A 25,307-nucleotide genomic window follows, 5' to 3' on the forward strand; every position below is an offset into this window, starting at 1 on the left:
AGCCCTTGAAGCTTTCCTTTTATTGTCACGTAAATCGAATTGGCCATATTATGTTAATCCTTCATCATTATTATCTTGCGTTACACCGTGTGTGTTATAGCAGGAAATTTAATCAAAAAACACCGATAACATCCTAAAAACCAAACCAATAACACAAATAAAAACATATTGTTTCAATAAGAAAAATATCGGGCGAGTAAATAAAATAATCTCACAATTTTTAGCTTAATATAAAAAATTCCCTACCGTCTTAGCAGGGAATTAATACAACAGCGAAAATATCTGCCAGATATCAGATATTAACTTTGTGGAACCATATTCAATGTTTTTTTGCGCCAAAATCCGAAGAACGCGGTTTTTTCACGTTTCACCGAGAAACGACGGGCAATATAATTGGCGATCAACTCCAGTGATAAACACATCACAAAATACACCAGCGCAACAAATAAAAAGACTTCCATCGGATAGACCATGCTGCGGTTATTCACTTGGGCCGCCAGAAATGATAATTCCCCCACACCAACAATATAGGCCAAGGAGGTATCTTTAATTAATGCAATCCATTGGTTGATAAATGAAGGCACCATCATGCGTAATGCCTGTGGTAAGACGATATGCCACAATACTTCCCAACGATTTAGCCCCAGTGATAATCCCGCGCGCCATTGACCTTCACTGATCGCTAAAATACCCGCTTTCACGCCATGCGCCAGATAAGCCGAGGTAATCAACGCCAGTGCAAAAACGACCGTGGTAATTTCAGGAATTTCCATTCCCAATACCACAGGCAACAGGAAGTATGTCCAGAAAATCAGCATGATAACGGGAATGGCACGGAAAAATCCCAATACAGCCGCCAACAGATTGGCCCAAAATCCACGCAGCATCGCCAGAGCGATTCCGCCCACAATACCGAATACGATAGAAATCACACCTGCCATGATGCTGATTGCCAGCGTCAATGCCGCCCCTTCCAGCGGCCCATCGGGAAAAGTGCCCAATAGCAAATAACGCCAGTTTTCAGCAATAACGGTAAAGTCCATCTCAATACCCCCTCGCTAATGTTTTCTGCTGACGCCACTGTCCCCAACCTTCCATCACGGCAATGATGGCGATGTAAAGTACGGTTGCGACACCAAATGCCTCAAAGGTTTGCAGGGATTGGGTTTCCACCTGACGGGAAGCATAGGACAGTTCTGCTACACCAATCGCCATAGTTAATGAAGAGTTTTTGACGATATTCATGTATTGCCCCAGCAAAGGCGGCATGGCAATTTTCAGCGCCTGTGGCAGTACAATATGCTGCATGGCCTGCCAACCCGTTAGGCCCAACGCATGAGCGGCGTATTTCTGCCCGCGGCCGACGCCCTGAATACCCGCACGCAGTTCTTCTGCCACAAAAGGGGCGGAATAGAGCGTCAGGCCGATAAATCCTGCCAGAAATTCAAAAGACGGCCATTCCAGCGTTAGGCCAAAAATTGTTGTTTCATGGGGCATGTTCAGCCACATCATTGCCTCTTGCGGCAAGATCTGTCCCGATGCGAAGTACCAGAAAAACAGTTGTACCAACAGAGGCGTGTTACGAAATACAGTCGTATAAGCCGTAACCAGCCAGCGCAATATCTTACAAGGCAATGACTTAATCTGGCTGTCCCGTGCCGCAGCAATCACAAAGCCCAATAAGGTGGAAGAAACAATGGCACAGGCAGAGAGCCACAAAGTGATCAAAAATCCCTGCCAGAGCCATCCCAGATATTCAGGAGCCAGTAAGTGCTCGGTAATAAATTGCTCAAACATATCATTCACCGCATAAATAAGCAGCAAAGCCCCGTTATGACGAGGCTAATTTTAAACGCGCTTTCCGCTATTCCTTAAACAGAATTACAGCTTTGCCTGACTTTCCAATGGCGCGAATTTAAAATCACCGCGCGGCTGGGCAGATTTGGTTTCCGGGCCAAACCAACGGTTGTAGATTTTCTCCGCTTCACCCTCTTTTTCCAGCTTAGATAACGTCTGGTTAACGGCGTCAATCAGTCGCCCTTCTCCTTTGGAAGCCGCTACCGCCTGATATTCGCGTGTAATGCTGAAAGGTGAAATTTCAAAGTCGGCTTTCTGGGCTTCCGGAACGTTCGCCAGCAGGCCAACCAATTTCGCATCATCCTGTGTAATCGCCTGAACATTGCCATTTCTCAAAGCAGCAAATGCCAGCGGTGTATCGTCATAAGAGATCACTTTTGCGGTTGGATAACGTTCACGTAAGGTAATTTCCTGCACGGTGCCTTTGTCTGCCCCAATACGTAACTTGGCGATATCGTCAGGTTGGGTCAGCACACCTTTGCGGGCAATAAATTTCTGTCCGGTCGCAAAATAAGGAATGGAAAAATCGACTTGTTTAGCTCGCTCATCAGTCACCGTGAAGTTGGCAGCGATTAAGTCAATTTTCTTGGAAGAAAGCAGAGGAATACGGTTTGCCGGGTTTGTTGGGCGCAGTTCCAGCTTCACCCCCAAATCACTGGCAATGGCATTGGCAATGTCCACATCATAGCCTGCCAGTTTTTTCGTTTGAGGATCGATAAAACCAAATGGCGGGTTACTGTCAAATACCGCAATACGTACCGTACCGACTTTTTTGATGTCATCAAGTTTATCTGCTTTTGCGACACCAGAAACCAGAGTCAGGCTAGTCAGCAGCGCAGTAACCGCTACGCGGGATTTATTGCGAATCTTCATTGAACACCCCTGTTGATTATTAATTTTTATATGACCAACAAAAGCTATCAATTTAGGTATAGCACATGAAATAATATAAAATGCTATATTTATAGCCTAAAAGAATATAAGAAAAAGAAAACGCCGAGGGAAAATACCAGCGTTTCAGTCAGTTAACCTTATTCGTCTTTAGTCAGCAATTTTTCCAGATTATCACCACCCACGTGGCGAAAATCCTGCCCTTTAACGTAATAAAAGATAAATTCACAAATATTCTGGCAGCGATCGCCAATACGCTCAATGGAGCGGGCGCAGAAAAGGGCTGTCATGACATTCGGGATCGTTCTCGGATCTTCCATCATATAAGTCATTAACTGGCGGACAATGCCTTCGTATTCCTGATCGACTTTTTTATCTTCACGATAGATGCGAATGGCTTCTGCCAAATCCATGCGGGCAAAAGCATCCAGTACATCGTGCAGCATCTGGATAGTGTGGCGCCCCAATGATTCCAGGCTAACCAGCAACGATTGCTGCTGATGTGAAAACTTCTCAAGCGCGGTCTGACAAATTTTATTGGCAACATCCCCAATGCGTTCCAGTTCGGCAATGGTCTTGGAAATCACCATGATCAGGCGCAAATCGCTGGCGGTCGGTTGGCGTTTTGCAATGATGCGGACACACGCTTCATCGATCGCCACTTCCATCATATTGACCTTCTGATCATCCTCAATCACTTGCCGTGCCAGCGCTTCATCCTGATTGTGCATCGCCAGAATCGCTTTGCTGAGCTGCTCTTCCACCAGCCCGCCCATTGTCATCAATTCAGTACGAATATGTTCCAGTTCAGCGTTAAACTGACCGGATATGTGTTTGCTGAGATTCAGATTGTCCATCTTATGTTATTCCCCGTTTGCTATTCCCCATTTATATGCCGAATCAGCCATAACGGCCGGTAATATAATCTTCAGTCTGCTTCATCTTTGGTGTGGTGAACAGTCTGTCAGTATCGCTGAATTCAATCAGTTCACCGAGGTACATAAATGCCGTGTAATCAGAACAACGTGCTGCCTGCTGCATGTTGTGAGTGACAATCACTACGGTGTACTCCGATTTCAACTCACTAATCAGCTCTTCAATACGTCCGGTAGAAATCGGGTCAAGCGCGGAACAAGGCTCATCCAGCAATAAAACTTCCGGGCGGATAGCAATGCCCCGGGCTATGCACAAGCGTTGCTGCTGACCGCCAGAAAGGCTGTATCCACTCTGGTGGAGCTTATCTTTGGTTTCATTCCATAAGGCCGCTTTTGTCAGTGCCCATTGGACTCGCTCATCCATTTCAGCCCTTGACAGCTTTTCAAACAGGCGCACCCCAAAAGCAATATTGTCGTAAATTGACATCGGGAATGGCGTCGGTTTCTGGAATACCATCCCGACTTTGGCGCGCAACAAGGCGATATCTTGCTTATCCATCAGAATATTGGTGCCATCCAGCATGATTTCACCTTCTGCTCGCTGCTCACCATACAGTTCATACATTTTGTTGAAAGTGCGCAGCAATGTGGATTTGCCACATCCTGACGGCCCGATGAATGCCGTGACTTTATTCTGTGCAATATCCAGCGTGATGTTTTTCAGCGCATGAAATTTGCCGTAATAGAAGTTCAGATCGCGTACCTGAATTTTGCTTCCTGCGATGTCATTTACCTTATTCATCAGTGCTTCTCTTTACCTATATAAAATATTAGTGCTTCTTATTCGCAAACAGCACACGCGCTGCAATGTTAATCAGCAGTACACACAAGGTAATCAGTAATACCCCGGCCCATGCCAGTTGTTGCCAGTCAGAGAATGGACTCATGGCAAACTTGAAGATAGTGACCGGCAGGTTCGCAATCGGCTGGCTGAGATCTGTGCTCCAAAACTGGTTGGAAAGTGAGGTAAACAACAACGGCGCAGTTTCACCCGCGATACGGGCAATGGCTAACAGAACGCCGGTAATAATGCCTGACATTGACGCTTTCAATGTAATGGCAGAGATCATTTTCCATTTCGGTGTTCCCAGCGCATAAGCCGCTTCGCGCAGATTATCCGGCACCAGCTTCAGCATGTTCTCCGTCGTGCGGATAACGATAGGGATTTGTAACAGCGCCAATGCAATCACTCCCGCCCAACCTGAGAAATGTTGCATTTTCGTCACGACCACCGTATAGACAAACAACCCGACAACAATCGAAGGAGCCGAAAGCAGGATGTCATTGATAAAGCGGATTATCTCTGCCAACCATGAACGGCGGCCATATTCCGCCAGATAAACGCCCGCCATAATGCCCAATGGCGTGCCGAAGACAGTTGCCCAGAATATCAGCAGGCCACTGCCGACGATGGCGTTTGCCAGCCCGCCCCCTTCTGTATTGGGCGGGGGCGTCATTTCGGTAAACAACGCCAGCGACATACCATCAATGCCTTTAGTCACGGTAGAGATTAAAATCCAAACCAGCCAGAACAGGCCGAACGCCATCGTCGCCATAGACAGCATCAATGCAATGCGGTTCTTCTGACGACGCCATGACTGCATACGACGACGGCTTTTCATATCCACTTCATTGACGATTCCTACTTCACGTACTGCGCCAACTTCACGTACTGAGCCAGCCAAATGGGGCTGTTGGTTATTATCGTGGGTTGTCATCTCAGCGCCCCTCATTTTTTGCCAGACGCATAATCATCAATTTTGACAATGCCAACACAATAAAGGTGATTACAAACAAGATCAGCCCCAACTCCATCAAGGCCGCGGTATGCAGGCCAGATTCAGCTTCGGCAAATTCATTTGCCAATGCAGAAGTAATGCTGTTTCCGGGCATGTAGAGAGACAAGCTGTCGAGCTGGTAGGTGTTACCGATGATAAAGGTAACGGCCATGGTTTCTCCCAATGCCCGGCCAAGCCCCAACATAACGCCGCCAATCACACCGTTCTTGGTATAAGGCAAGACGATATGCCAAATCACTTCCCATGTGGTACAGCCTATCCCATAGGCTGACTCTTTCATCATCACGGGCGTTTGCTCAAAAACATCACGCATGACAGAAGCAATATAGGGGATAATCATGATGGCAAGAATAATGCCCGCTGCCAGAATGCCAATACCAAAGGCAGGGCCGGAAAACAGTTCACCCACGATGGGAATGCTTGATAACACATCACCAACGGGTTGCTGAAAATAGGTGGCAAACAGCGGAGCAAAGACAAACAGCCCCCACATGCCGTACACAATACTGGGGATCGCTGCCAACAGTTCAATCGCCACACCCAATGGACGCTTCAACCAATTTGGCGCCAGTTCTGTCAGAAACAAAGCGATACCAAAGCTCACCGGAACCGCAATAATCAAGGCAATTAATGACGTCATCAATGTGCCATAAATCGGAACCAGTGCGCCAAACACTCCGGCAGGTGCATCCCAGTCTTTGCTCCACAAAAAAGTAAAACCAAATGTTTTTATACTTGGCCAGGAAGCAATGAGCAGCGAAATGATAATGCCGCCTAGCAGAAGTAAGGTCAGCACCGCCGCTAATCTGACCAGCGCACTGAAAATAATGTCGCCATTTTTACTGGGTGCTTTCAATACCGTTTTATATGCCGTTTTACGTTCGGCCATACGCTTAATTCTCATCTTGGGTTATTTCCCCCTCGAAAGGGGGAGGTTTAACAAAGTCCGTCAATAAAGCGGTTTGCCACTGCTGTCTTTGATGTTGCTCTTCCATGCTGCACGTACCTGACTGACGACTTCTTTCGGCAGAACGGCATAATCCAGATCTTTCGCCTGTTTTTTGCCTTTGTCATAAGCCCAATCGAAGAATTTCAGCACTTCAGCGCCATTCGAGGCACTTGCCTGCTGTTTGTGGATGAGAATGAAAGTGGTGGAGGTAATTGGCCACGCATTATCGCCTTTCTGGTGTGTCAAATCCTGAGCAAAGCTGCTGTTCCAATCCGCACCTTTTGCTGCCGCACTGAAGTTTTCTGCCGTAGGTGCCAATACTGCGCCATCTGCTGAAACCAGTTTGGTGTAAGCGAGGTTATTCTGTTTAGCATAAGCGTATTCAACGTAACCAATCGAACCGGGCAGGCGTTGCACAAAGGCCGCAATACCATCATTGCCTTTACCACCCAAACCAGTTGGCCATTTGACGGTCGAACCTGCCCCGACTTTTCCTTTCCAGTCGTTATTCACTTTAGACAGGTAGCTGGTGAAAACGTAGGAAGTTCCTGAACCATCCGCCCGCCGCACTACGGCAATGTTCTGATCCGGCAGTTTGAGATCTGGGTTCAATTTTGCAATAGCGGGATCATTCCATTTCTTGATGTTCCCCAGATAGATGTCGCCGAGGGTTTTGCCATCCAGAATCAACTGACCCGGTTTGATACCGGAAATGTTTACCGCCAGCACAATGCCGCCAATCACGGTTGGAAACTGGAACAAACCATCAGCCGCCAATTTTTCATCAGAAAGCGGCGCATCAGAAGCACCAAAATCAACGGTATTGGCGATAATCTGCTTCACACCACCCGAAGAACCGATGCCTTGGTAATTGATTTTGTTACCCGTTTCTTTTTGATAAGAATCCGCCCACTTGGTATATACCGGTGCGGGAAATGTCGCACCTGCTCCCGTCAAGCTGGTGGCAGCAAATGAAGACAGGGATGTCATGGCAAATACGGCTGCCATAATGCTTGCCACGGTGGTACGCATTGGTTTCATATTCCCTCCTGCTGGGATACGCATCATTAATTAAAAACAAGTGTCAGACATCTTCGACAATCTGGTTTTTAGGTTAAGAAATGGATCAGGAAGGAAAATAGGTGAATTCAATGACAGTAAAATGTATGAATTATGACATTTTTATGACAGGCCGCTTTCAAGGGATAACGGTTTTTCATTCAAAGGAATATAGGCGCGAATGGATAGCCCCTGCTTTTCACTTTCTCCCACTTCGATATACCCTTTGTGGATATCAATGATGCGGCGGATAATTGCCAGCCCCAGCCCTACACCACCATTATTGTGAGTATTGCGTATCCGCTCTCCCTGAATGAATGGCTGGAACAAAATGGCGGCCTCTTCTTTTGTCATCCCCCTGCCGTTATCCTCCACCTGAAACCAGCCAAATCTTTCTGTTGAACCACTACTGATTCGAATCCATCCATTGCCATAACGTTGGGCATTAGTAAACATATTGACCAACACACGCTTAATAGAAAGTGGATTGGCTGAAATAAAAATCGGGCGGGAAGATAAGTTGTTTTCGATATCGGCCGCACAACACGGTTCTGTTTCAATGGCAGTTTCAAATTCAATGGCCGATTCAAGCAGCGCGTTCAATTCACAGCGTGACATCGGCACATCTTGTCCCGACCGCTGATAGTCAATGAACTGATCAATAATGGCGTTGCATTCCTCAATGTCCCGATGGATAGATTCCGTGAGAAAATCATCTTTTCCTTCCAACATTTCCATCGCCAGCCGGATACGGGTCAGTGGAGTACGCAAATCATGGCTCACCCCGGCTATCAATACCGCCCGGACACTTTCTTGTGATTTCAGCTCCACGGCTATCTGATTAAAGGCGCTAATCAGCGAGCGTATAACGGGCGTTCCCCTTTCCGGCAGTGAGGCTATCCTTTTCCCTTTCCCCATATCCATCGCTGCTTTTCGTATTGTTTTGAGTGATTGTTTCTGAATGTGCAAATATCGCCAGAACACCACAAATACTGATAATGCAGACGTAAAAACCCCGATAAAGAGATAAGGAAACACCACGTTGAATGAAACTCTTTCCAGTGTTGCCAACCACTGGGCGGCCAAGTAACTGATCAGCAGGCAGCCCAGAGACAAAGATAATATATAGGGAAACAAGGCGAGCAACGAAAGCCAAAGCCTTTTCATACTTTGCTTCCATCAGGAACAAAAACGTAGCCCAACCCCCAAACCGTCTGAATATAGCGGGGATGAGCGGGATCTTCTTCAATCAGACGACGCAGACGGGAAACCTGAACGTCAATGGAGCGCTCCATCGCACCATATTCCCGCCCCCGGGCCAGACTCATCAATTTATCCCGTGATAACGGCTCACGAGGATGGGAAACCAGAACTTTCAGTACTGAAAATTCCCCACTGGTCAAAGACAACAATTCATCTTGACGGAACATTTCGCGCGTTCCGAGATCAAGTTTAAATTTTCCAAACTTGATGACGGCATCATCTGATGCCGGTGCTCCCGGCAATTCATTAGCCTGGCGACGTAAAACAGCACGTATGCGTGCCAACAGCTCACGCGGGTTAAAAGGCTTGGCAAGGTAATCATCCGCGCCGATTTCAAGGCCAACAATTCGATCAACTTCTTCCCCTTTTGCGGATATCATGATGATCGGAATCGGATTATGCTGGCTTCGCAATCTTCGACAAACCGATAATCCATCTTCGCCCGGCAACATCAAATCCAAAACAATCAACCGAATGGATTCTCTGGTCAATAAACGATCCATCTGCTCTGCATTTGCTACGCTACGAACTTGAAATCCCTGCTCAGATAAATAACGCTCCAATAACGCCCTCAAGCGCATATCATCATCAACAACAAGGATCTTATAACTCTCTTGCATGTTTCAGCTCCCAAGATGCTCCATGCTCGCAATATCCATCACTCTCACAGAAAACCCATAATTCAATAGAGACTAACCGCATGTATTTTAAGTCCATTAACGGCATTAGCAATAATTGCTTATGGTTAGGTTTTCTCTCCTTGTTTTCCTTTTAGGTCACATAATCGCCATGATTTATGCTAAAGGCTGATAGCTGATTTCCAATATCCAATACGTCACGATGCCATTGGGCGTCATCACCGTGACCTCATCATCAGTTTGCTTGCCAAGCAACGCCCTCGCCACGGGAGAGTCAATGGAAATCCACTTCTTGGCCGGGTCAAATTCATCCGGCCCCACCAGCCGAAAAATATGTTCTTCTTCATTTTCATTTTCGACTTTCACCCATGCCCCAAAAAAGACTCTTCCCTCTTGCCGCGGATCAGGATCAACAATTTTCAGCACATCCAAGCGCTTGGACAAAAATCGTACCCGACGGTCAATTTCCCTTAACCTTTTCTTACCATAAATGTATTCTGCGTTCTCTGAACGATCCCCTAACGCAGCGGCTTCTGAAACAGCCTGAGTGACTTTAGGTCGTTCAACTTTCCAGAGATATTTCAGTTCCTGATCAAGCGTATGCCAACCTTCCCGGGTAATGTAGTGACTCTTGGCCATGAAAAAACTCACTTGAGAAAAGATGATTAATGGCGGTGTACTATATCTCAACCCAGAAGATATTCGATGAATTCTGTCGCAACATGACCGAAATATCGCGCTAAACTGGAAATTATCGCGCTCAGCACGTATAAATGGAGCCAGTTTGAACCATGCCGATATTGTTTCAGATGAAATTTGACCCTATCCGGCTCTGCCTGATGATATCCGACGATATCTACGGGCGCTAAGAAAGTTGAAGAAAACAGACCATGAATGAATCTTTAAGTCGAATCATTGCCGGTGAGCTACAGGCTCAACCACAGCAAGTCCAAGCCGCCATTACTCTGCTTGATGAAGGGAATACGGTTCCTTTCATTGCCCGTTACCGTAAAGAGGCCACCGGTGGTCTGGATGACACGCAGCTCCGCCAGCTCGAAAGCCGCCTCGGTTATCTGCGCGAACTGTCCAACCGCCGTCAGACTATTCTGAAATCGATTGAGGAACAGGGAAAGTTAACCGTTGAGCTGGAAAACGCGATTAATGCGACATTGAGCAAAACCGAACTGGAAGACCTGTACCTCCCTTATAAACCTAAACGCCGTACCCGTGGGCAAACCGCCATTGAAGCCGGATTGGAGCCTCTGGCCGACCTGCTATGGCAAGATCCGCAACAAGAGCCTGAACTGGCGGCAGCGGCCTATGTCGATGCTGACAAAGGTGTCGCTGATGCCAAAGCTGCACTGGATGGCGCTCGTTATATCCTGATGGAGCGTTTTGCCGAAGATGCGGCCCTGCTGGCAAAAGTCCGCGAATATCTGTGGAAAAATGCCCACTTAGTCTCCAAAGTTGTCGAAGGCAAAGAGGAAGAAGGCGCTAAATTCAGTGATTACTTCGATTATCACGAAGCCATCGCTGCTGTTCCTTCCCACCGTGCCCTTGCCATGTTCCGTGGACGCAATGAAGGTATCCTGCAACTCTCTTTGAATGCCGATCCTCAATTTGAGGAAGCGCCAAAAGAGAGTTACTGCGAGCAACTTATTACTGATCACCTTAACCTGCGCCTGAACAATGCATCTGCTGATAGCTGGCGCAAGGCAGTGGTGAGCTGGACATGGCGCATCAAAGTGTTGCTGCATCTGGAAACCGAACTGATGGGCACACTGCGCGAGAAAGCCGAAGACGAAGCCATCAACGTATTCGCCCGTAACCTGAATGATCTGCTGATGGCCGCACCTGCGGGTATGCGGGCAACGATGGGTCTGGATCCGGGCTTGCGCACAGGGGTGAAAGTCGCCGTTGTTGATGCGACAGGCAAGCTTATCGCCACCGATACCATTTACCCACACACGGGTCAGGAAAACAAAGCGGCTGCAACGGTTGCAGCACTGTGCACCAAACATCAGGTTGAGCTGGTCGCCATTGGCAACGGTACGGCTTCCCGTGAAACAGAGCGTTTCTTTGCCAACGTGCAAAAACAGTATCCTGACGTCACCGCACAGAAAGTCGTGGTCAGCGAAGCGGGCGCATCCGTCTATTCCGCCTCTGAACTGGCTGCACTGGAATTCCCTGAACTGGATGTTTCCCTGCGTGGTGCGGTTTCCATCGCCCGTCGCCTGCAAGATCCGCTGGCAGAGCTGGTAAAAATCGAGCCGAAATCCATCGGTGTTGGTCAATATCAGCATGACGTCAGCCAAACCCAGCTTGCCAAAAAACTGGATAACGTGGTTGAGGACTGTGTAAACGGCGTCGGTGTTGACCTGAATACGGCATCCGTCGCCTTGCTGACGCGCGTTGCCGGCCTGAGCCGTAATGTTGCCCAGAATATCGTTAACTGGCGTGATGAGAACGGTCGCTTCAACAACCGTGACGAACTGCTGAAAGTTCACCGTCTGGGGCCAAAAGCCTTCCTGCAATGTGCGGGCTTCCTGCGCATCAATCAGGGGGATAACCCGCTGGATACATCCACTGTTCACCCAGAAGCTTATCCGGTCGTTGAGAAGATTCTGACAACAACTGCGCAGACCCTGCCTGAATTGATGGGCAATCCTGCTTCCCTGCGTAACCTGAGTGCCCAAGATTTCACGACAGAAAAATTCGGTCTTCCAACCGTCACTGATATTCTGAAAGAGCTGGAAAAACCGGGCCGGGACCCGCGCCCTGAGTTCAAAACAGCGACTTTCGCTGACGGGGTTGAAACGATGAAAGATCTGCGTGCAGGCATGATTTTGGAAGGTACGGTCACCAACGTCACTAATTTCGGTGCTTTCGTTGACATCGGTGTCCATCAGGATGGCTTAGTGCACATCTCCTCCCTGTCCGATCGCTTCGTAGAAGATCCACATACCGTGGTGAAAACGGGCGATATCGTCAAAGTGAAGGTGATGGATGTTGATCTCAACCGCAAGCGTATTGCACTGACCATGCGTCTTGATGAGCAACCTGGTGAAACACAAGTACGCCGTGGCTCTCAAGGTGGTAATCGTCAGAATAGCAATGACCAAGGTCGTAATAACCGCAATGGCAATAGCAATGGCAATGGCAGAAACCGCCATATTTCGCGTTCAGGTTCTGCACCTTTAGCCAATAGCGCCATGGGTGATGCGTTGGCGGCTGCCTTTAATAAAAAACGTTAATTAGCACAAACGTTAATTAACAAAGAAACGTTAGTTTAATTAAATGATTTCCTGAACTGGTGCCATTATGCCAGTTCAGGATCTTTCAAAAAAAGAATTAGCAGCCTCTGAAAGACGGGGTTTTACGGCACGCCGGATTAAAAACCCTTGACTGGCTATACGTAAAAAAGCCATTATTTTCATCATGATGATTCTATTTATTGCTGATGTTATAAATTTGAATAAGTTATGACCCCTGCATATTTTAATTAATACTCCGTATAATTCATTTCGCAATAAATCTCATAATAATGGGAACTTATTGAATAATATAAAAATATAAATCTTCCATAATATCCTGATGTTCTTATACCCAATGGGTTTCGAGTTTTAGGTATAAAGAACGAATGCACACTGTTGAGGAAAAACCATGAACAAATATGTCCAAAGCAGTTTTGATCTACTCAGCAATATACGTTTCTTCAGCCTTTCCACTCACGATCCAGATGCAGATTCAGTCTGGTCATCGACGATGTTCTATATTCCGAAATATAACCCACTGACACTGATCTGGTACTCAAAGCAAAATACCCGGCATTCGCGAGAATTACATATCAATCCCCGCGTCAGCGGTACAATCTACAGCAGTCGGGTCACGCCTGATTCATCGCTGGATCTGGCTGGCGCTCAATTCGTTGGTCACGCCCGCCGAGTCCCCGATGAGCAACTACAGGAAACCTATGACTACTTTTTCTTAAAAACTTATCCTGATGAAAATGTCAGAAAGAAAAAATCTCGTCCCATCAGTGATTATCAAGGCCATGCCACACGCCGTTTCTATCAGTTGGAAATTCAGGCATGGTGGGTATACGACTCGGATGCCTGGAGCCAGCATCAAGATGATGATCGCGTTCAGGTTCCATTGAGTGAACTGCTTTATCCTCCAAAAGGTTAATAAAAGCCAATCAATCATTTATCAAATTAATAAGAAAATAGAAATCAACAAGCCCCGTTTATTAACGGGGCTTATCAATAAAGATATTTTTTACGAATATTAAATATTCCTAATAATTATTTATTTTCAATCAAATCACCATTAATTTGATTAATATCAATTTGTTTCCACATTATTCAGGATAAATAACCAATATTGCAGTTGCGTATTATTATCATTAGCAATTAGAATTCAGAGAAATTACCGTACTTTTTCCTTGTGAAATTCCCTTCATTGAGGATAATCATTCTTATAATCACTTATTTTTTCAGTCAAAATGGAGAGTTATATGGTTCTTATTCCAGAACGCAGGTATAAAATTCTGGGATTTTCTCCAGAGATTAGTCCAGCTTACCGGCAAAAATTATTGTCACTCGGCATGTTACCGGGTTCAACATTTCAGGTCATTCGCTTCGCTCCATTGGGCGATCCAATACAAATCGAAACACGCAGAGTCAGCCTTACCCTTCGTAAACAAGACTTGGCATTTCTCATGTTGAATGAAGATCTGAACTAACAAAGCGCTAAGTTGATTTAGTTCAGAATAACCATCACCCACACACTTTGATAACCGTAGTACTAAAGTATCACCAGGGTACTGAATATGTAACTAAGGTACGAAAGTCACTTCGTAATTAGCAGACTTCATGATTGGTAGATTTTGTGATTGACAAAAGTATGATGAAACAATTAACCATAGGCCTGATTGGTAATCCCAATGCCGGCAAAACGACACTTTTTAACCAGCTTACTGGCTCCCACCAACGCGTGGGAAACTGGGCTGGTGTTACGGTAGAACGCAAAACCGGCCACTTTACCACCGATAACCATCAGGTCGATCTTGTCGACCTCCCCGGCACTTATTCTCTCACTACCATTTCTGAGCAAACGTCCATTGATGAGCAGATTGCCTGCCACTATATCCTTAGTGGTGAAGCTGATATGTTGATCAATGTTGTTGATGCATCGAATCTGGAGCGTAATCTTTATCTCTCACTGCAATTGATTGAACTGGGCATTCCCTGCATCATTGCGCTGAACATGCTGGATATCGCTCAGAATCAGCGTATCAATATTGATGTTGCGGCACTGGAACAGCGCCTCGGCTGTCCGGTTATCCCACTGGTTTCAACCCGTGCCACAGGGATCGATGCACTGAAAAAAACCATCGACGATCATCCGCAAAAAATTAAATACCCGCAAAACGCTAAACCTGTGCAGGTTGAATATCCTGATTCACTATTACAGGAAGTCTCCCATCTTTCACGCCAAATCACGGGGACATTCAGCCCACAGCAGCGTCGCTGGCTGGCTTTGCAGGTGCTGGAAGGGGATATTTACAGCCGTGAGATTTCCGGTCTGACTCAAATACAGCTAGCTGAAAGTCAGGCTCGCCTGCAACAGCAACAGATTGAAGAACCCGACCTGATCATTGCTGGCGCACGTTATCAGACGATTAGTGATATATGTCTGGCGGTCATTGATACCCGATCAGCCATACCAAACAAACTGACCCAAGTATTGGATACCGTTATCCTGAACCGCTGGCTGGGTCTGCCTATCTTCCTGTTTGTCATGTACCTGATGTTTGTGCTGGCCATCAATATTGGCGGCGCTTTGCAACCCATCTTCGAAGGGGCTTCTGCCGCCATTTTCATTGATGGAATGCAATGGCTCGGTCATATTCTCCATTTCCCGAATTGGCTGACGGTTTTCCTTGCCCAAGGTATTGGTGGAGGCATCAACACCGTACTGCCGTTGGTTCCCCAGATCGGCATGATGTACCTGTTCCTCTCCTTCCTTGAAGATTCAGGCTACATGGCGCGAGCCGCATTTGTTATGGACAGGCTGATGCAAGCCATGGGATTGCCGGGTAAATCCTTTGTGCCCCTGATTGTTGGCTTTGGTTGTAATGTGCCGGCCGTGATGGGCTCAAGAACACTGGACGCCCCTCGTGAGCGTCTGATTACCATCATGATGGCACCGTTTATGTCCTGTGGGGCAAGATTGGCAATCTTTGCTGTCTTTGCAGCCGCTTTCTTCGGCAAAAATGGTGCAAGCATCGTTTTCTCCCTGTATATATTGGGGATTGTCATCGCCATCCTGACAGGACTGCTGCTCAAATACACCCTGATGCGTGGTGAAGCATCGCCATTTGTGATGGAGCTGCCGGTCTATCACGTTCCACATACTAAAACCCTGCTGCTCCAGACATGGCAGCGGCTGAAAGGTTTTGTGATACGAGCAGGTAAAGTCATTGTTGCGGCAAGTATGTTCATTGGCGCTCTGAACAGCTTCTCCTTCTCAGGTAAGGCCGTGGATGACATTAACCAATCAGCTCTGGCTTCTGTCAGTAAAGTGATCACGCCAATATTACAGCCCATCGGTGTGCAGTCTGATAACTGGCAGGCCACTGTCGGGCTTATCACTGGGGCAATGGCTAAAGAGGTTGTTGTTGGAACGCTGAACACCCTGTACACCGCAGAAAACATCACTCAAGCACCATTTGACCCGGATGAATTCAATTTGCCGGATCAGTTGAAAGATGCTGTTGCAGAAACGTGGGACAGCCTGAAAGAAACCTTTACCTTAAGCGCACTTTCCAACCCGATAGAAGCCAGCAAAGGTGATGGAAATATGGAGCGCGGTTCTATGGGAACAATGAGCGCCAAATTTGGCTCTGCCATTTCTGCTTACAGTTACCTGATTTTCGTACTGCTATACGTACCCTGCGTTTCCGTCATGGGAGCCATTGCACGTGAAACCAGCCGTGGATGGATGACTTTCTCCATCCTGTGGGGATTGAATGTCGCTTATTCACTCGCAGCATTGTTTTATCAAGCCGCAACGTTTTCCGCCCACCCAGAAAGCAGCCTGATAACAATTCTGTCCGTGATCCTGTTTAACGTACTGGTTTTTATTGGATTACGCCGTGCACGCAGCAGAGTGACCGTCACGTTCAATAACACCACCGATCGTAACTGCGAATGCTCAAACGGCAACTGCCATTAACTGCCACTAGCTATTAATAGGAGCGATAGATGATTAGTCTGCTGGAAATTAGAAACGCCGTTGCCCTCAATGGGCGTACTGATGCAAGGTCATTAAGCTATCAGTTTTCAGCACCGCTGCCGATGGTAGAGGCCATGCTCAAGCAGCTTGTCGCAATGGGCAAACTGGAGGAAGTGGATGCTTCTTCCTGTTTAAGCGGCGGCTGCAAGCAGTGCCCGGAAACGCAGAAATGTGGTTCCAAAATTTATCAACTGTCAGTAAAAAACTAAGCATCTGACCCTGTAAATGCTAAAGAATTGCCTGCCTGATCAAGCTTATCGGGCAGGCAATTTCTCTTTGAAGATCACGGCTCATTTAACCTTTTCATCTTTTGCCAAATCAGAGCAAACAGAACAGATTAGCACGCCTACAGCCAAGCCAAGTATTAAAGCCGCCGTCATCCAGGGATACTGACTTGGCAATATACTGGCAATAGCGCCGATCATCGCCGCCATCACTTGATGGATAAAACTATTCAACGCAACCGGATAAGCTCCACCAACCGGGGATTTATCAATAGCAACCGACATACTGACAGGAAAGATAATCGCAGCCCCGACAAGAGCAATGCAATACGACAACCAGAGAAACAAGGAGAGATAAAATATTCCTCCCAACAACATCGCAGAAGAGCCGAACAATAATAACCCTAAGCTGATAAAGACAATGAGCTTATGACCTTTTTTGACAACATAGCGGCCGACTATCACCGCCCCCAGAAAATAGGCAAGGGTAATCGGCCAGCCCAATAAACCATATTCGTATGCGCTCCATTGCAAAGCTGTTTGAAAAATAAATGGCGCATTCGTATTAAATGTGACAACGACACCATACCCTAATCCGCCCGCCAACGAAGGCAGGAGAAATCGTCGGCTCCGCAAGATTTCTACATAAGCCAGTTTGGAGGAAAGGATGGGAGGTGCAGACTGGGCGTCAGGCAACTTGAGATAAAAAAAGAAGAGGGCCAATATCAACGTGACAATACTTAAACTGAAAAAAATAGCCTCCCAGCCCCAAAATCTTGTCACAGCAGCCCCAAGAAATTGTCCGATTCCCACAGAAATAACAAATGAAATCGAAAGCCAGGCCAAACTTTTAGTTAACTGATTACCACTAAAGTTATCTTTAAGTAATACACGAGACAGAGATGTCATTCCGCCTGCCCCGGCTCCTTGCAGGAAACGGAGAAGAATGAACATTTCGGCATTGTTGACCATCGGTATACTGAAACTGCACAGTGAATAAAAGAGTATGGCAATGAAGATCATCGTTTTTCTGCCATACTTTTCACTCAAACTTCCCCAAACCAGCATTAATGCAGCCATACCAATTAAAAATGCGGGGAAAGACAATGCGATATCCTGTTGCTGGCTGGATAACGCATCAGTAATCAATGGCAGTGCAGGTAAATACATCGACATACCTAGCTGTGCCAGGAAAACAGTGATGAAGACGATAAATATGATATATTCTTTTTTTACTTGAATTCCCAAATTAAATTCCTTATTAGCAAGTAATAACCTGTTTTCATATTGGAACTTAGTTATAAAATAATGGTGTAATCAAAAATATCTTATTCAATATTAAACAAAAAAAGACTCATATCAAAAAATAAATTTATTCATGACCACGAATTGAAAAATAAATATCTCTTCCTTATTATCTGACACACGGATTTACCGTTATTAATAACCCGAGGATAGTAATATGCCTAAAGAGTTATTTACTGCAACAATTGAGTCCATTGGTCATCTCAAGATGAAATGTTCATCACGGAATTTTACCTTTCACGTAGACGAACCGAAAAGTCTCGGTGGAACGGATGAAGCAATGAACCCTGTGGAAGCATTACTGTCTGCTTTTGGCGCATGTCAGTGTATTGTCGCAAAAAGTTTTGCCCGCAAGCATAAAATTAATTTGAACGATATTCAGGTTAAGGTAGAAGGAGAATTGGATACCGATGGCTTCACGGGTAGAAATAAAAACGCCAAATTAGGATTTTCCAAAATCACCTCCAAGTTTTATATTGATGCAGATAATACCGAACAAGAGATCCGTGATTTTATTGCTTTTGTCGAAAGTAATTGCCCTGTCCTCGATACTATCGTTAACACACCCGAAATTGTGACCGAAGTTTATCCCGGCAAAAAAACGGCTGATTATCTATAACGATTACCCATAACGATTACCCATAACTATTAATGGCTATGGGTAATGTTGAGCATTTACCATCCCATGCCGGAAGTAAAATCCATTAATACTTCAAAAAATTCATCAGGATGAGAAATAAAAGGTGCATGAGCGGCATTTCGCATAATAACGGAATGTGTATTCGGCCACTCTCTGTCAAGCTGTGCAGCAATCTTGCGCGGCACCAGCCCATCAAGATAACCATAAATACGCAGGAAAGGTAATTGAAGCTGTGACAGTTCCGCCCTTAAATCATCAGTACGCAAAATTTCCAACCCCGCATTAAGTACATCCACTGTCGGCATCGGCTGGTTCAAAACCACAGATTTCAGTACACGGGCATCCTGACGCGCACTATCTGTCCCCAATGTCTGCAAAGCCAGAAAACGTTCGACTGTCTTCTGAAAATCTGCACTTAATTGATGTTCAAATGCTCTCAATACCGCAGGCTTAATACCCGGCCAATCTCCATCTGTACTGAATTTGGGTGAAGAAGCCACGGTTACCAAACCAGCAACCTGCTCAGGATGATCCAATGCAATCCGGCTGGCAACCAATCCACCCAAAGACCAGCCCAACCACAGGGCATTTTCTGGTGCTTGTTGCCATACCGTATCCGCCATGTCCGCCAGTGACATGGCAGGATATGGCTGACTGCGGCCATAGCCCGGCAAATCCACCAGATGCAAACGAAAATGCGGAGCCAGACACATTTCCACTGAACGCCATACCTCGGCATTCAATCCCCAGCCATGCAGCATCACAAGATCACGTGGTGCATCACCAATTGTCTGCCAAAACAACTGATTCATTGTTATTCTCACCTCATTTATCATCAAGGAATATCACCAAGGAAGGTCACTATGCTAACAATGGTTGGATACTGTTGGCTATGCCATCAAAATTTGTATTTTGCCCATCACGGAGTCTGTCACGTTTGCCATCAACAATTAAAACGGCGGCAACATGTTTGCCCACGCTGCGCGTTACCTTCTGAATCCGGAGATGTTCCCTGTGGGCGCTGCCTGAAATATCCCCCGCCATGGCAATCCCTGATCGCGATTACAGATTACACGCCACCATTAAGCCAGCTTATCCGGCGATATAAGTATCACAATACGCCACAACTCGCGGCAGTCCTGGCGCGTCTGTTCCTGCTGCATTGGTTGCAGGGCTATCGCGAAGGCCGCTGGTACAAACCAGATCATATTCTGGGTATTCCTCTGCACAGCAAAAAACGTTGGCAACGCGGTTTCGATCACATTGAATTAATGATTCAACCTCTATCGCGCTGGCTGCAATGCCCGTATCAGCCAGACCTTTTGCAATGCTCACGTGCTACACTCTCACAGCGGGGCTTATCTGCCGCCCAAAGGAAAACCAATCTTAAGCATGCCTTTCAATTGCGGGGCGATTTTACCGATCAACATGTTGCGATTTTCGATGATGTGATCACGACGGGCACAACGCTGCATGAAGCTTCACAATTGTTAATTCGTGCGGGTGCCCGCTCCGTACAAGCCTGGGCAATCTGCCGAACCTTGTAGAACCTTTATAAATGGGCGTATTATAACCAACTAGAACAGTCAACTATTGAGCAAATGACATGATTAATATTACTGAAGCAGCGCAAGCGCACTTTGCCAAGCTATTGGCAAATCAAGAACCGGGCACACAGATCCGTGTTTTTGTCATTAATCCGGGAACCCCGACTGCTGAATGCGGCGTTTCCTATTGCCCACCGGATGCTGTTGAAGCCACTGATGTTGAACTGAAATTCGACCAACTTTCCGCCTATGTTGATGAAATCAGTGCACCTTTTCTGGAGGAAGCAGTCATTGATTTTGTGACCGACCAACTTGGCTCCCAGCTGACCCTGAAAGCACCGAACGCAAAAATGCGCAAAGTGACTGACGATGCTCCACTGATTGAGCGCGTTGAGTATGTCCTGCAATCGCAGATTAATCCTCAGCTGGCTGGGCATGGCGGCCGTGTCAGCCTGATGGAGATCACCGATGAAGGTTATGCCATTCTGCAATTCGGTGGTGGATGCAACGGCTGTTCAATGGTCGATGTCACCCTGAAAGAAGGGATTGAAAAACAGTTATTGCAGATGTTCCCTGAATTAAAAGGGGTGAAAGATCTGACTGAACACCAGCGCGGTGAACACTCGTATTACTGATTATTTTTCTGTTTCTGACATTTTCTGACTATATTCCCACGCCTTTTCAATAAATCCATTGGAAAGGCGGTCAGGTCATACCAGACGGCCATTAAGAAATGAATATAGTGAAAATGAAAATTTGAGAAACTACGTTGAGTATTTATGGACCACTTTCAAACGATAAACCCTGAGCAGGCTTACCAGCACTGGCTCGATAAAACCGCCATCATGGTTGATATCCGTGACCCGCAAAGTTTCCGTGCAGGGCACGCGACAGGCGCATTCCACTTAACAAATGAAACGCTTAATAATTTTCTACAGGAAGCGGATTTTGACCAGCCTGTCATGGTGATGTGCTATCACGGTCATAGCAGTCAGGGAGCCGCCCAATATCTCATCAATATGGGGTTTGAGACGGTTTACAGTGTCAATGGAGGCTTTGAAGGCTGGCAGAAAGACTATCCTCAGGCCGTCCACACTCTATGAATCTTTAGTGCGCTAATTTCAAGGCGATTAGCCCCTGTGTGATTAATTTCAACTTAAGGCAGAGATAAGACGAGCAATGATCCATGTAACCTCAATATCCAACCCTCGACTGGCTCAGGCCTTTATTGATTATATGGCAACGCAGGGCATTCATTTAACCATGCGGCCGACTAACGAGCCATTGCTCGTTGAACTATGGCTGGAAGATGACAGCCAGTTAAGTTTAGTTGAACAGGAACTTCAGCATTTTGCCCGCGATCCACTCAATGAACGCTACCAAGCCGCCAGTTGGCAGACAGGCAAATCTAACAGCTCGTTTAAATATCGCAATAATCTGAACTGGAACACGCTCAAAAACCAGTCCGGCCCGCTGACGATTGTCGTCACCGCACTTTGTGCCCTCGTTTATCTTTGGATGACAATGGCGGGCATGCCCGATGTTATGAACTGGCTGGCATGGCCTAACAGTCATCAATATCTGGAGTTATGGCGCTGGATTAGTCCTGCCCTGCTGCATTTTTCACTGACTCATGTCCTCTTTAACCTCGCGCTGTGGTGGTATTTTGGCAGTCAGGTAGAAAAAAAGATCAGTACCGGAAAACTTTTTGAAATCACGATAGTCTCTGCCCTTTTCAGTGGTTGGGCACAATCATTGTTCAGTGGCTCTCATTTCGGGGGGCTGTCCGGGGTGGTTTACGCGTTGATCGGATACGTTTGGCTAACGGGTGAGATGTCGCCCAAACGCGGGATCAGTGCTCCCAGAGGGTTAATCGCTATCTCTGTTATCTGGCTATTGGTTGGCTATTTTGATCTGTTTTCATTAAATATCGCCAATGCTGCCCATATTGCCGGACTAATCATCGGGTTATTGATGGGGCTATGGGATAATTTGCGTAAACAAAAGAATCAATAATATTCCGAATAATTTGGGCCAACTATAATCCATCTATGCAAACATTAGGGGAATTTTGTGAAGCAAACTCAGCGACATGATGCAATAATCGAGCTGGTGCGCCTTCAAGGTTATGTCAGCACTGAAGAGCTGGTTGAACATTTTGACGTCAGCCCGCAAACCATCCGGCGTGATTTAAATGATCTGGCAGATAAAAATAAAATCCAGCGTCATCACGGTGGCGCCGCATTGCCATCCAGCTCTGTTAATACCGCTTACCATGACCGCAAAATTATGTGGTCAAATGAAAAAGCGCGTATCGCTCAACAGGTTGCCACCCAAATTCCAAACGGCGCAACCCTGTTCATTGATATTGGGACAACCCCTGAAGCTGTAGCGCATGCCTTGCTCAACCATCGCGATTTGAGGATTGTCACCAACAATCTCAACGTCGCAACCCTGTTTATGGGTAAAGAAGATTTCCGTCTGATTTTGGCTGGTGGTGAAGTGCGCTCCCGCGATGGCGGTATCATTGGCGAAGCAACGCTGGATTTCATTTCTCAATTCCGTCTTGATTTCGGCATTCTTGGGATTAGCGGCATTGACAGCGATGGCTCCCTGCTGGAATTTGATTACCACGAAGTCCGCACCAAGCGCGCCATTATCGAAAATTCCCGTTGTGTCATGTTAGTTGCCGACCATTCTAAATTTGGCCGCAGTGCCATGGTCAACCTCGGCAACATGAATCTCATTGATTTCCTATTTACAGACAAAGCTCCTCCCCCCAACATCCAGAAAATCATCGAACAACACAACGTCAAACTGGAACTGTGCTAATCACTTTTGATGCCATGACGCTTCCCCGCCTGAAATTTTGGGTGGGGAACTCCCTCCTGTAATTATTCCCTTTTAAATTTGTAACCCGCAAAATCCTTATTAATCTTAGGCATATTATAAAGATTTGTTACCTATATCACGTGAATCTGTTTTTTCTGAGTTAATGGTTGGCGCTTGATGAATTTTTGATTACAATCTTTGAGCGAAAACGAACATTAAAGAACTGTTTCGAACATTTCAGAGGGTATGCAATGGAAACCAAAGACTTGATTGTAATCGGCGGCGGAATTAACGGCGCTGGTATTGCGGCAGATGCTGCTGGCCGGGGACTTTCTGTCCTGCTGTTGGAAGGTCAAGACTTGGCCAGTGCGACTTCGTCTGCCAGCTCCAAACTGATCCACGGTGGCTTACGCTATCTGGAGCATTATGAATTCCGTCTGGTCAGTGAAGCATTGGCAGAACGTGAAGTGCTCTTGAAACTGGCTCCGCATATTGCATTCCCAATGCGTTTTCGTCTGCCACATCAACCACACCTGCGCCCGGCCTGGATGATCCGTATTGGCCTGTTCCTGTACGATAATTTAGGCAAACGCGTTAGCTTACCGGGCAGCAAGGGGCTGAAATTTGGCGCAAATTCAGTATTGAAGCCATCAATCACCCGCGGCTTTGAATATTCCGACTGCTGGGTTGATGATGCACGTCTGGTTGTTCTGAACGCGCAAGAAGTGCAAAAACACGGTGGCGAAGTGCGTACCCGCACCCAAGTGACCCGCGCATGGCGTGAAAATGATGACTGGATGGTTGAAGCCAAAGATCTCACAACCGGCGAAACCAACACGTGGCGTGCGAAAGGCTTGGTTAACGCAACCGGCCCATGGGTGAAAAATTTCTTCGATAACGGTCTGCAACTAAAATCGCCTTACGGTATCCGCCTGATCAAAGGCAGCCATATTGTAGTTCCTCGCGTTCACGATGAACCACAGGCTTATATTCTACAAAACGAAGATAACCGCATCGTGTTTGTGATCCCATGGAATGGCGAATTCTCCATCATTGGTACCACCGATGTTGAATACAAAGGTGATCCAAAAGAAGTCAGCATTGACGAGCAAGAGATCAATTACTTACTGAAAGTCTATAACGACCACTTCAAGAAGCAGCTTACCAACAATGATGTTGTCTGGACTTATTCCGGCGTTCGCCCTCTGTGTGACGATGAATCTGATTCACCACAAGCGATTACCCGTGATTACACATTGGATGTGCAGGATGAACAAGGCCAGACGCCATTACTGTCCGTCTTCGGTGGCAAACTGACAACGTATCGTAAATTGGCTGAACACGCCGTGGATAAGCTGGCACAATACTATCCGAATGCAGGCAAGGCATGGACTAAAAATGGCAAATTACCCGGTGGTGAGCTAGAAGGCTATGACCGTGATGGTTATGCGCGTCTGCTGCGTCAGCGTTACAACTGGTTGCCAGAAGGTGTAGCACAGCGTTATGCCCGCACTTACGGCGGGCACAGCGAAATCATTCTGAAAGGCGCGGAAGCATTAACTGATCTTGGTGAATTCTTCGGTCATGGCCTGTATGAAGCTGAACTGCGTTACTTGGTTGATCACGAGTGGGTAACACAATTGGACGATGCCATCTGGCGCCGTACTAAGTTAGGCATGTGGCTCACCAATGAACAAAAACAGCGTGTCGCTGATTGGCTGACACAGAACATCAAAGCCGCCGCTTAATGACAAAACTGATTAGCGTGCATAAAAGGTAATGATAAAAATGGCGATGCTCTATCGCCATTTTTCATTTTCATACGTCATGCTTTCATACATTCTGAGAATAGCCCCTTATTCCTCACAAAACGTTTTTTCCTGCTCATTAACACCTTCGAAAAAGCAATAAACTTTCGAAAACAATCATCCCTATTTTCTATTGAAATTGTCCTATTATTCCTTTAATTCAACTGGTTATTTCTAAAGCACATTTTTATCACCATGATAATATGTTATCCGCGCCAATATGTTGCAAATCAATTTGACGGATATCTAAGCCCCACATTT

Annotated in this window: 25 protein-coding genes; 12 read left to right on the forward strand and 13 right to left on the reverse strand. The window is 46.4% G+C overall.

The window, feature by feature from the left end:
- Positions 1–299: 299 nt before the first annotated feature.
- The 11 genes from AB204_RS14365 to greB form a co-directional block, all read right to left on the reverse strand.
- Positions 300–1,043 (reverse strand): amino acid ABC transporter permease, encoded by a 744-nt coding sequence (locus tag AB204_RS14365; protein WP_047964059.1) that lies wholly within the window; start codon positions 1,041–1,043, stop codon positions 300–302.
- Between the two features lies 1 nt (position 1,044).
- The gene (locus AB204_RS14370) at positions 1,045–1,797 is read right to left on the reverse strand and encodes an amino acid ABC transporter permease (RefSeq protein WP_047964060.1); all 753 of its coding nucleotides are present in this window, start codon (positions 1,795–1,797) and stop codon (positions 1,045–1,047) included.
- Between the two features lie 84 nt (positions 1,798–1,881).
- Positions 1,882–2,730 (reverse strand): ABC transporter substrate-binding protein, encoded by an 849-nt coding sequence (locus AB204_RS14375; protein ID WP_047964061.1) that lies wholly within the window; start codon positions 2,728–2,730, stop codon positions 1,882–1,884.
- A 158-nt stretch (positions 2,731–2,888) separates the two neighbouring features.
- Positions 2,889–3,605: a phosphate signaling complex protein PhoU gene (phoU, locus tag AB204_RS14380; RefSeq protein WP_047964062.1), complete on the reverse strand. Its 717-nt coding sequence runs from the start codon at positions 3,603–3,605 to the stop codon at positions 2,889–2,891.
- A gap of 43 nt (positions 3,606–3,648) precedes the next feature.
- A complete protein-coding gene (pstB, locus tag AB204_RS14385; RefSeq protein WP_047964063.1) occupies positions 3,649–4,425 on the reverse strand; it encodes a phosphate ABC transporter ATP-binding protein PstB in 777 nt (258 codons plus the stop codon).
- Between the two features lie 28 nt (positions 4,426–4,453).
- A complete protein-coding gene (pstA, locus tag AB204_RS14390) occupies positions 4,454–5,305 on the reverse strand; it encodes a phosphate ABC transporter permease PstA (RefSeq protein ID WP_200898248.1) in 852 nt (283 codons plus the stop codon).
- 97 nt (positions 5,306–5,402) lie between these two features.
- Positions 5,403–6,371, reverse strand: coding sequence for a phosphate ABC transporter permease PstC (pstC, locus tag AB204_RS14395; RefSeq protein ID WP_047964089.1), 969 nt, complete (start codon positions 6,369–6,371; stop codon positions 5,403–5,405).
- Between the two features lie 60 nt (positions 6,372–6,431).
- Complete coding sequence (gene pstS, locus AB204_RS14400) at positions 6,432–7,472, reverse strand: phosphate ABC transporter substrate-binding protein PstS (protein WP_047964065.1); 1,041 nt, start codon at positions 7,470–7,472, stop codon at positions 6,432–6,434.
- Between the two features lie 141 nt (positions 7,473–7,613).
- Entirely contained in the window at positions 7,614–8,657 is a 1,044-nt protein-coding gene (locus AB204_RS14405) for an ATP-binding protein (RefSeq protein ID WP_047964066.1), read from the reverse strand.
- The gene (gene ompR, locus AB204_RS14410; RefSeq protein ID WP_047964067.1) at positions 8,654–9,373 is read right to left on the reverse strand and encodes an osmolarity response regulator transcription factor OmpR; all 720 of its coding nucleotides are present in this window, start codon (positions 9,371–9,373) and stop codon (positions 8,654–8,656) included. Before ompR ends, AB204_RS14405 begins: the two co-directional genes overlap by 4 nt.
- A 174-nt stretch (positions 9,374–9,547) precedes the next feature.
- Complete coding sequence (gene greB / locus AB204_RS14415) at positions 9,548–10,030, reverse strand: transcription elongation factor GreB (RefSeq protein ID WP_047964068.1); 483 nt, start codon at positions 10,028–10,030, stop codon at positions 9,548–9,550.
- A gap of 251 nt (positions 10,031–10,281) precedes the next feature.
- Here greB and AB204_RS14420 point away from each other — a divergent pair, with 251 nt between their 5' ends.
- From AB204_RS14420 to AB204_RS14440, 5 genes are all read left to right on the forward strand, one after another.
- On the forward strand, positions 10,282–12,645 hold the full coding sequence (locus AB204_RS14420; RefSeq protein WP_047964069.1) for a Tex family protein: 2,364 nt from the start codon (positions 10,282–10,284) through the stop codon (positions 12,643–12,645).
- 409 nt (positions 12,646–13,054) lie between these two features.
- Positions 13,055–13,579, forward strand: coding sequence for a pyridoxamine 5'-phosphate oxidase family protein (locus AB204_RS14425; RefSeq protein WP_047964070.1), 525 nt, complete (start codon positions 13,055–13,057; stop codon positions 13,577–13,579).
- A 328-nt stretch (positions 13,580–13,907) separates the two neighbouring features.
- Positions 13,908–14,135 carry a ferrous iron transporter A gene (gene feoA, locus AB204_RS14430; RefSeq protein WP_047964071.1) on the forward strand — a complete coding sequence of 76 codons (228 nt, stop codon included), beginning with the start codon at positions 13,908–13,910 and terminating at the stop codon, positions 14,133–14,135.
- Positions 14,136–14,299: 164 nt separating this feature from the next.
- Complete coding sequence (gene feoB, locus AB204_RS14435; protein WP_047964090.1) at positions 14,300–16,630, forward strand: Fe(2+) transporter permease subunit FeoB; 2,331 nt, start codon at positions 14,300–14,302, stop codon at positions 16,628–16,630.
- Positions 16,631–16,659: 29 nt separating this feature from the next.
- Complete coding sequence (locus tag AB204_RS14440; RefSeq protein ID WP_047964072.1) at positions 16,660–16,899, forward strand: FeoC-like transcriptional regulator; 240 nt, start codon at positions 16,660–16,662, stop codon at positions 16,897–16,899.
- A gap of 81 nt (positions 16,900–16,980) precedes the next feature.
- Here AB204_RS14440 and AB204_RS14445 read toward each other — a convergent pair whose 3' ends face one another.
- Positions 16,981–18,162 carry an MFS transporter gene (locus AB204_RS14445; RefSeq protein ID WP_200898247.1) on the reverse strand — a complete coding sequence of 394 codons (1,182 nt, stop codon included), beginning with the start codon at positions 18,160–18,162 and terminating at the stop codon, positions 16,981–16,983.
- 214 nt (positions 18,163–18,376) lie between these two features.
- Between AB204_RS14445 and AB204_RS14450 the strand changes: the two genes are divergently transcribed.
- Positions 18,377–18,838 carry an OsmC family protein gene (locus AB204_RS14450; RefSeq protein ID WP_047964073.1) on the forward strand — a complete coding sequence of 154 codons (462 nt, stop codon included), beginning with the start codon at positions 18,377–18,379 and terminating at the stop codon, positions 18,836–18,838.
- A 56-nt stretch (positions 18,839–18,894) separates the two neighbouring features.
- On the opposite strand, the gene bioH is transcribed toward AB204_RS14450, so the two are convergent.
- On the reverse strand, positions 18,895–19,671 hold the full coding sequence (gene bioH, locus AB204_RS14455; protein ID WP_047964074.1) for a pimeloyl-ACP methyl ester esterase BioH: 777 nt from the start codon (positions 19,669–19,671) through the stop codon (positions 18,895–18,897).
- 51 nt (positions 19,672–19,722) lie between these two features.
- Here bioH and gntX point away from each other — a divergent pair, with 51 nt between their 5' ends.
- From gntX to glpD, 6 genes are all read left to right on the forward strand, one after another.
- Entirely contained in the window at positions 19,723–20,406 is a 684-nt protein-coding gene (gene gntX / locus AB204_RS14460; protein WP_047964075.1) for a DNA utilization protein GntX, read from the forward strand.
- A 59-nt stretch (positions 20,407–20,465) separates the two neighbouring features.
- Positions 20,466–21,041 (forward strand): Fe-S biogenesis protein NfuA, encoded by a 576-nt coding sequence (gene nfuA / locus AB204_RS14465; protein ID WP_047964076.1) that lies wholly within the window; start codon positions 20,466–20,468, stop codon positions 21,039–21,041.
- A gap of 144 nt (positions 21,042–21,185) precedes the next feature.
- Complete coding sequence (glpE, locus tag AB204_RS14470) at positions 21,186–21,509, forward strand: thiosulfate sulfurtransferase GlpE (RefSeq protein ID WP_047964077.1); 324 nt, start codon at positions 21,186–21,188, stop codon at positions 21,507–21,509.
- A 76-nt stretch (positions 21,510–21,585) separates the two neighbouring features.
- The gene (gene glpG, locus AB204_RS14475) at positions 21,586–22,422 is read left to right on the forward strand and encodes a rhomboid family intramembrane serine protease GlpG (protein WP_047964078.1); all 837 of its coding nucleotides are present in this window, start codon (positions 21,586–21,588) and stop codon (positions 22,420–22,422) included.
- Positions 22,423–22,479: 57 nt separating this feature from the next.
- Positions 22,480–23,238, forward strand: a complete 759-nt coding sequence (locus tag AB204_RS14480) for a DeoR/GlpR family transcriptional regulator (protein ID WP_047964079.1) — start codon at positions 22,480–22,482, stop codon at positions 23,236–23,238.
- 251 nt (positions 23,239–23,489) lie between these two features.
- Positions 23,490–24,986 (forward strand): glycerol-3-phosphate dehydrogenase, encoded by a 1,497-nt coding sequence (glpD, locus tag AB204_RS14485; protein WP_047964080.1) that lies wholly within the window; start codon positions 23,490–23,492, stop codon positions 24,984–24,986.
- The last annotated feature ends 321 nt before the right edge of the window (positions 24,987–25,307 follow it).

This window comes from Xenorhabdus khoisanae (assembly GCF_001037465.1).
GTDB classification, from domain to species: domain Bacteria; phylum Pseudomonadota; class Gammaproteobacteria; order Enterobacterales; family Enterobacteriaceae; genus Xenorhabdus; species Xenorhabdus khoisanae.

Bases quoted from the DNA above. Each gene is read 5' to 3' on its own strand.
- AB204_RS14365 (WP_047964059.1), bottom strand. From the start codon at position 1,043: ATGGACTTTACCGTTATTGCTGAAAACTGGCGTTATTTGCTATTGGGC.
- AB204_RS14370 (WP_047964060.1), bottom strand. From the start codon at position 1,797: ATGTTTGAGCAATTTATTACCGAGCACTTACTGGCTCCTGAATATCTG.
- AB204_RS14375 (WP_047964061.1), bottom strand. From the start codon at position 2,730: ATGAAGATTCGCAATAAATCCCGCGTAGCGGTTACTGCGCTGCTGACT.
- phoU (WP_047964062.1), bottom strand. From the start codon at position 3,605: ATGGACAATCTGAATCTCAGCAAACACATATCCGGTCAGTTTAACGCT.
- pstB (WP_047964063.1), bottom strand. From the start codon at position 4,425: ATGAATAAGGTAAATGACATCGCAGGAAGCAAAATTCAGGTACGCGAT.
- pstA (WP_200898248.1), bottom strand. From the start codon at position 5,305: ATGAAAAGCCGTCGTCGTATGCAGTCATGGCGTCGTCAGAAGAACCGC.
- pstC (WP_047964089.1), bottom strand. From the start codon at position 6,371: ATGGCCGAACGTAAAACGGCATATAAAACGGTATTGAAAGCACCCAGT.
- pstS (WP_047964065.1), bottom strand. From the start codon at position 7,472: ATGAAACCAATGCGTACCACCGTGGCAAGCATTATGGCAGCCGTATTT.
- AB204_RS14405 (WP_047964066.1), bottom strand. From the start codon at position 8,657: ATGAAAAGGCTTTGGCTTTCGTTGCTCGCCTTGTTTCCCTATATATTA.
- ompR (WP_047964067.1), bottom strand. From the start codon at position 9,373: ATGCAAGAGAGTTATAAGATCCTTGTTGTTGATGATGATATGCGCTTG.
- greB (WP_047964068.1), bottom strand. From the start codon at position 10,030: ATGGCCAAGAGTCACTACATTACCCGGGAAGGTTGGCATACGCTTGAT.
- AB204_RS14420 (WP_047964069.1), top strand. From the start codon at position 10,282: ATGAATGAATCTTTAAGTCGAATCATTGCCGGTGAGCTACAGGCTCAA.
- AB204_RS14425 (WP_047964070.1), top strand. From the start codon at position 13,055: ATGAACAAATATGTCCAAAGCAGTTTTGATCTACTCAGCAATATACGT.
- feoA (WP_047964071.1), top strand. From the start codon at position 13,908: ATGGTTCTTATTCCAGAACGCAGGTATAAAATTCTGGGATTTTCTCCA.
- feoB (WP_047964090.1), top strand. From the start codon at position 14,300: ATGAAACAATTAACCATAGGCCTGATTGGTAATCCCAATGCCGGCAAA.
- AB204_RS14440 (WP_047964072.1), top strand. From the start codon at position 16,660: ATGATTAGTCTGCTGGAAATTAGAAACGCCGTTGCCCTCAATGGGCGT.
- AB204_RS14450 (WP_047964073.1), top strand. From the start codon at position 18,377: ATGCCTAAAGAGTTATTTACTGCAACAATTGAGTCCATTGGTCATCTC.
- bioH (WP_047964074.1), bottom strand. From the start codon at position 19,671: ATGAATCAGTTGTTTTGGCAGACAATTGGTGATGCACCACGTGATCTT.
- gntX (WP_047964075.1), top strand. From the start codon at position 19,723: ATGCTAACAATGGTTGGATACTGTTGGCTATGCCATCAAAATTTGTAT.
- nfuA (WP_047964076.1), top strand. From the start codon at position 20,466: ATGATTAATATTACTGAAGCAGCGCAAGCGCACTTTGCCAAGCTATTG.
- glpE (WP_047964077.1), top strand. From the start codon at position 21,186: ATGGACCACTTTCAAACGATAAACCCTGAGCAGGCTTACCAGCACTGG.
- glpG (WP_047964078.1), top strand. From the start codon at position 21,586: ATGATCCATGTAACCTCAATATCCAACCCTCGACTGGCTCAGGCCTTT.
- glpD (WP_047964080.1), top strand. From the start codon at position 23,490: ATGGAAACCAAAGACTTGATTGTAATCGGCGGCGGAATTAACGGCGCT.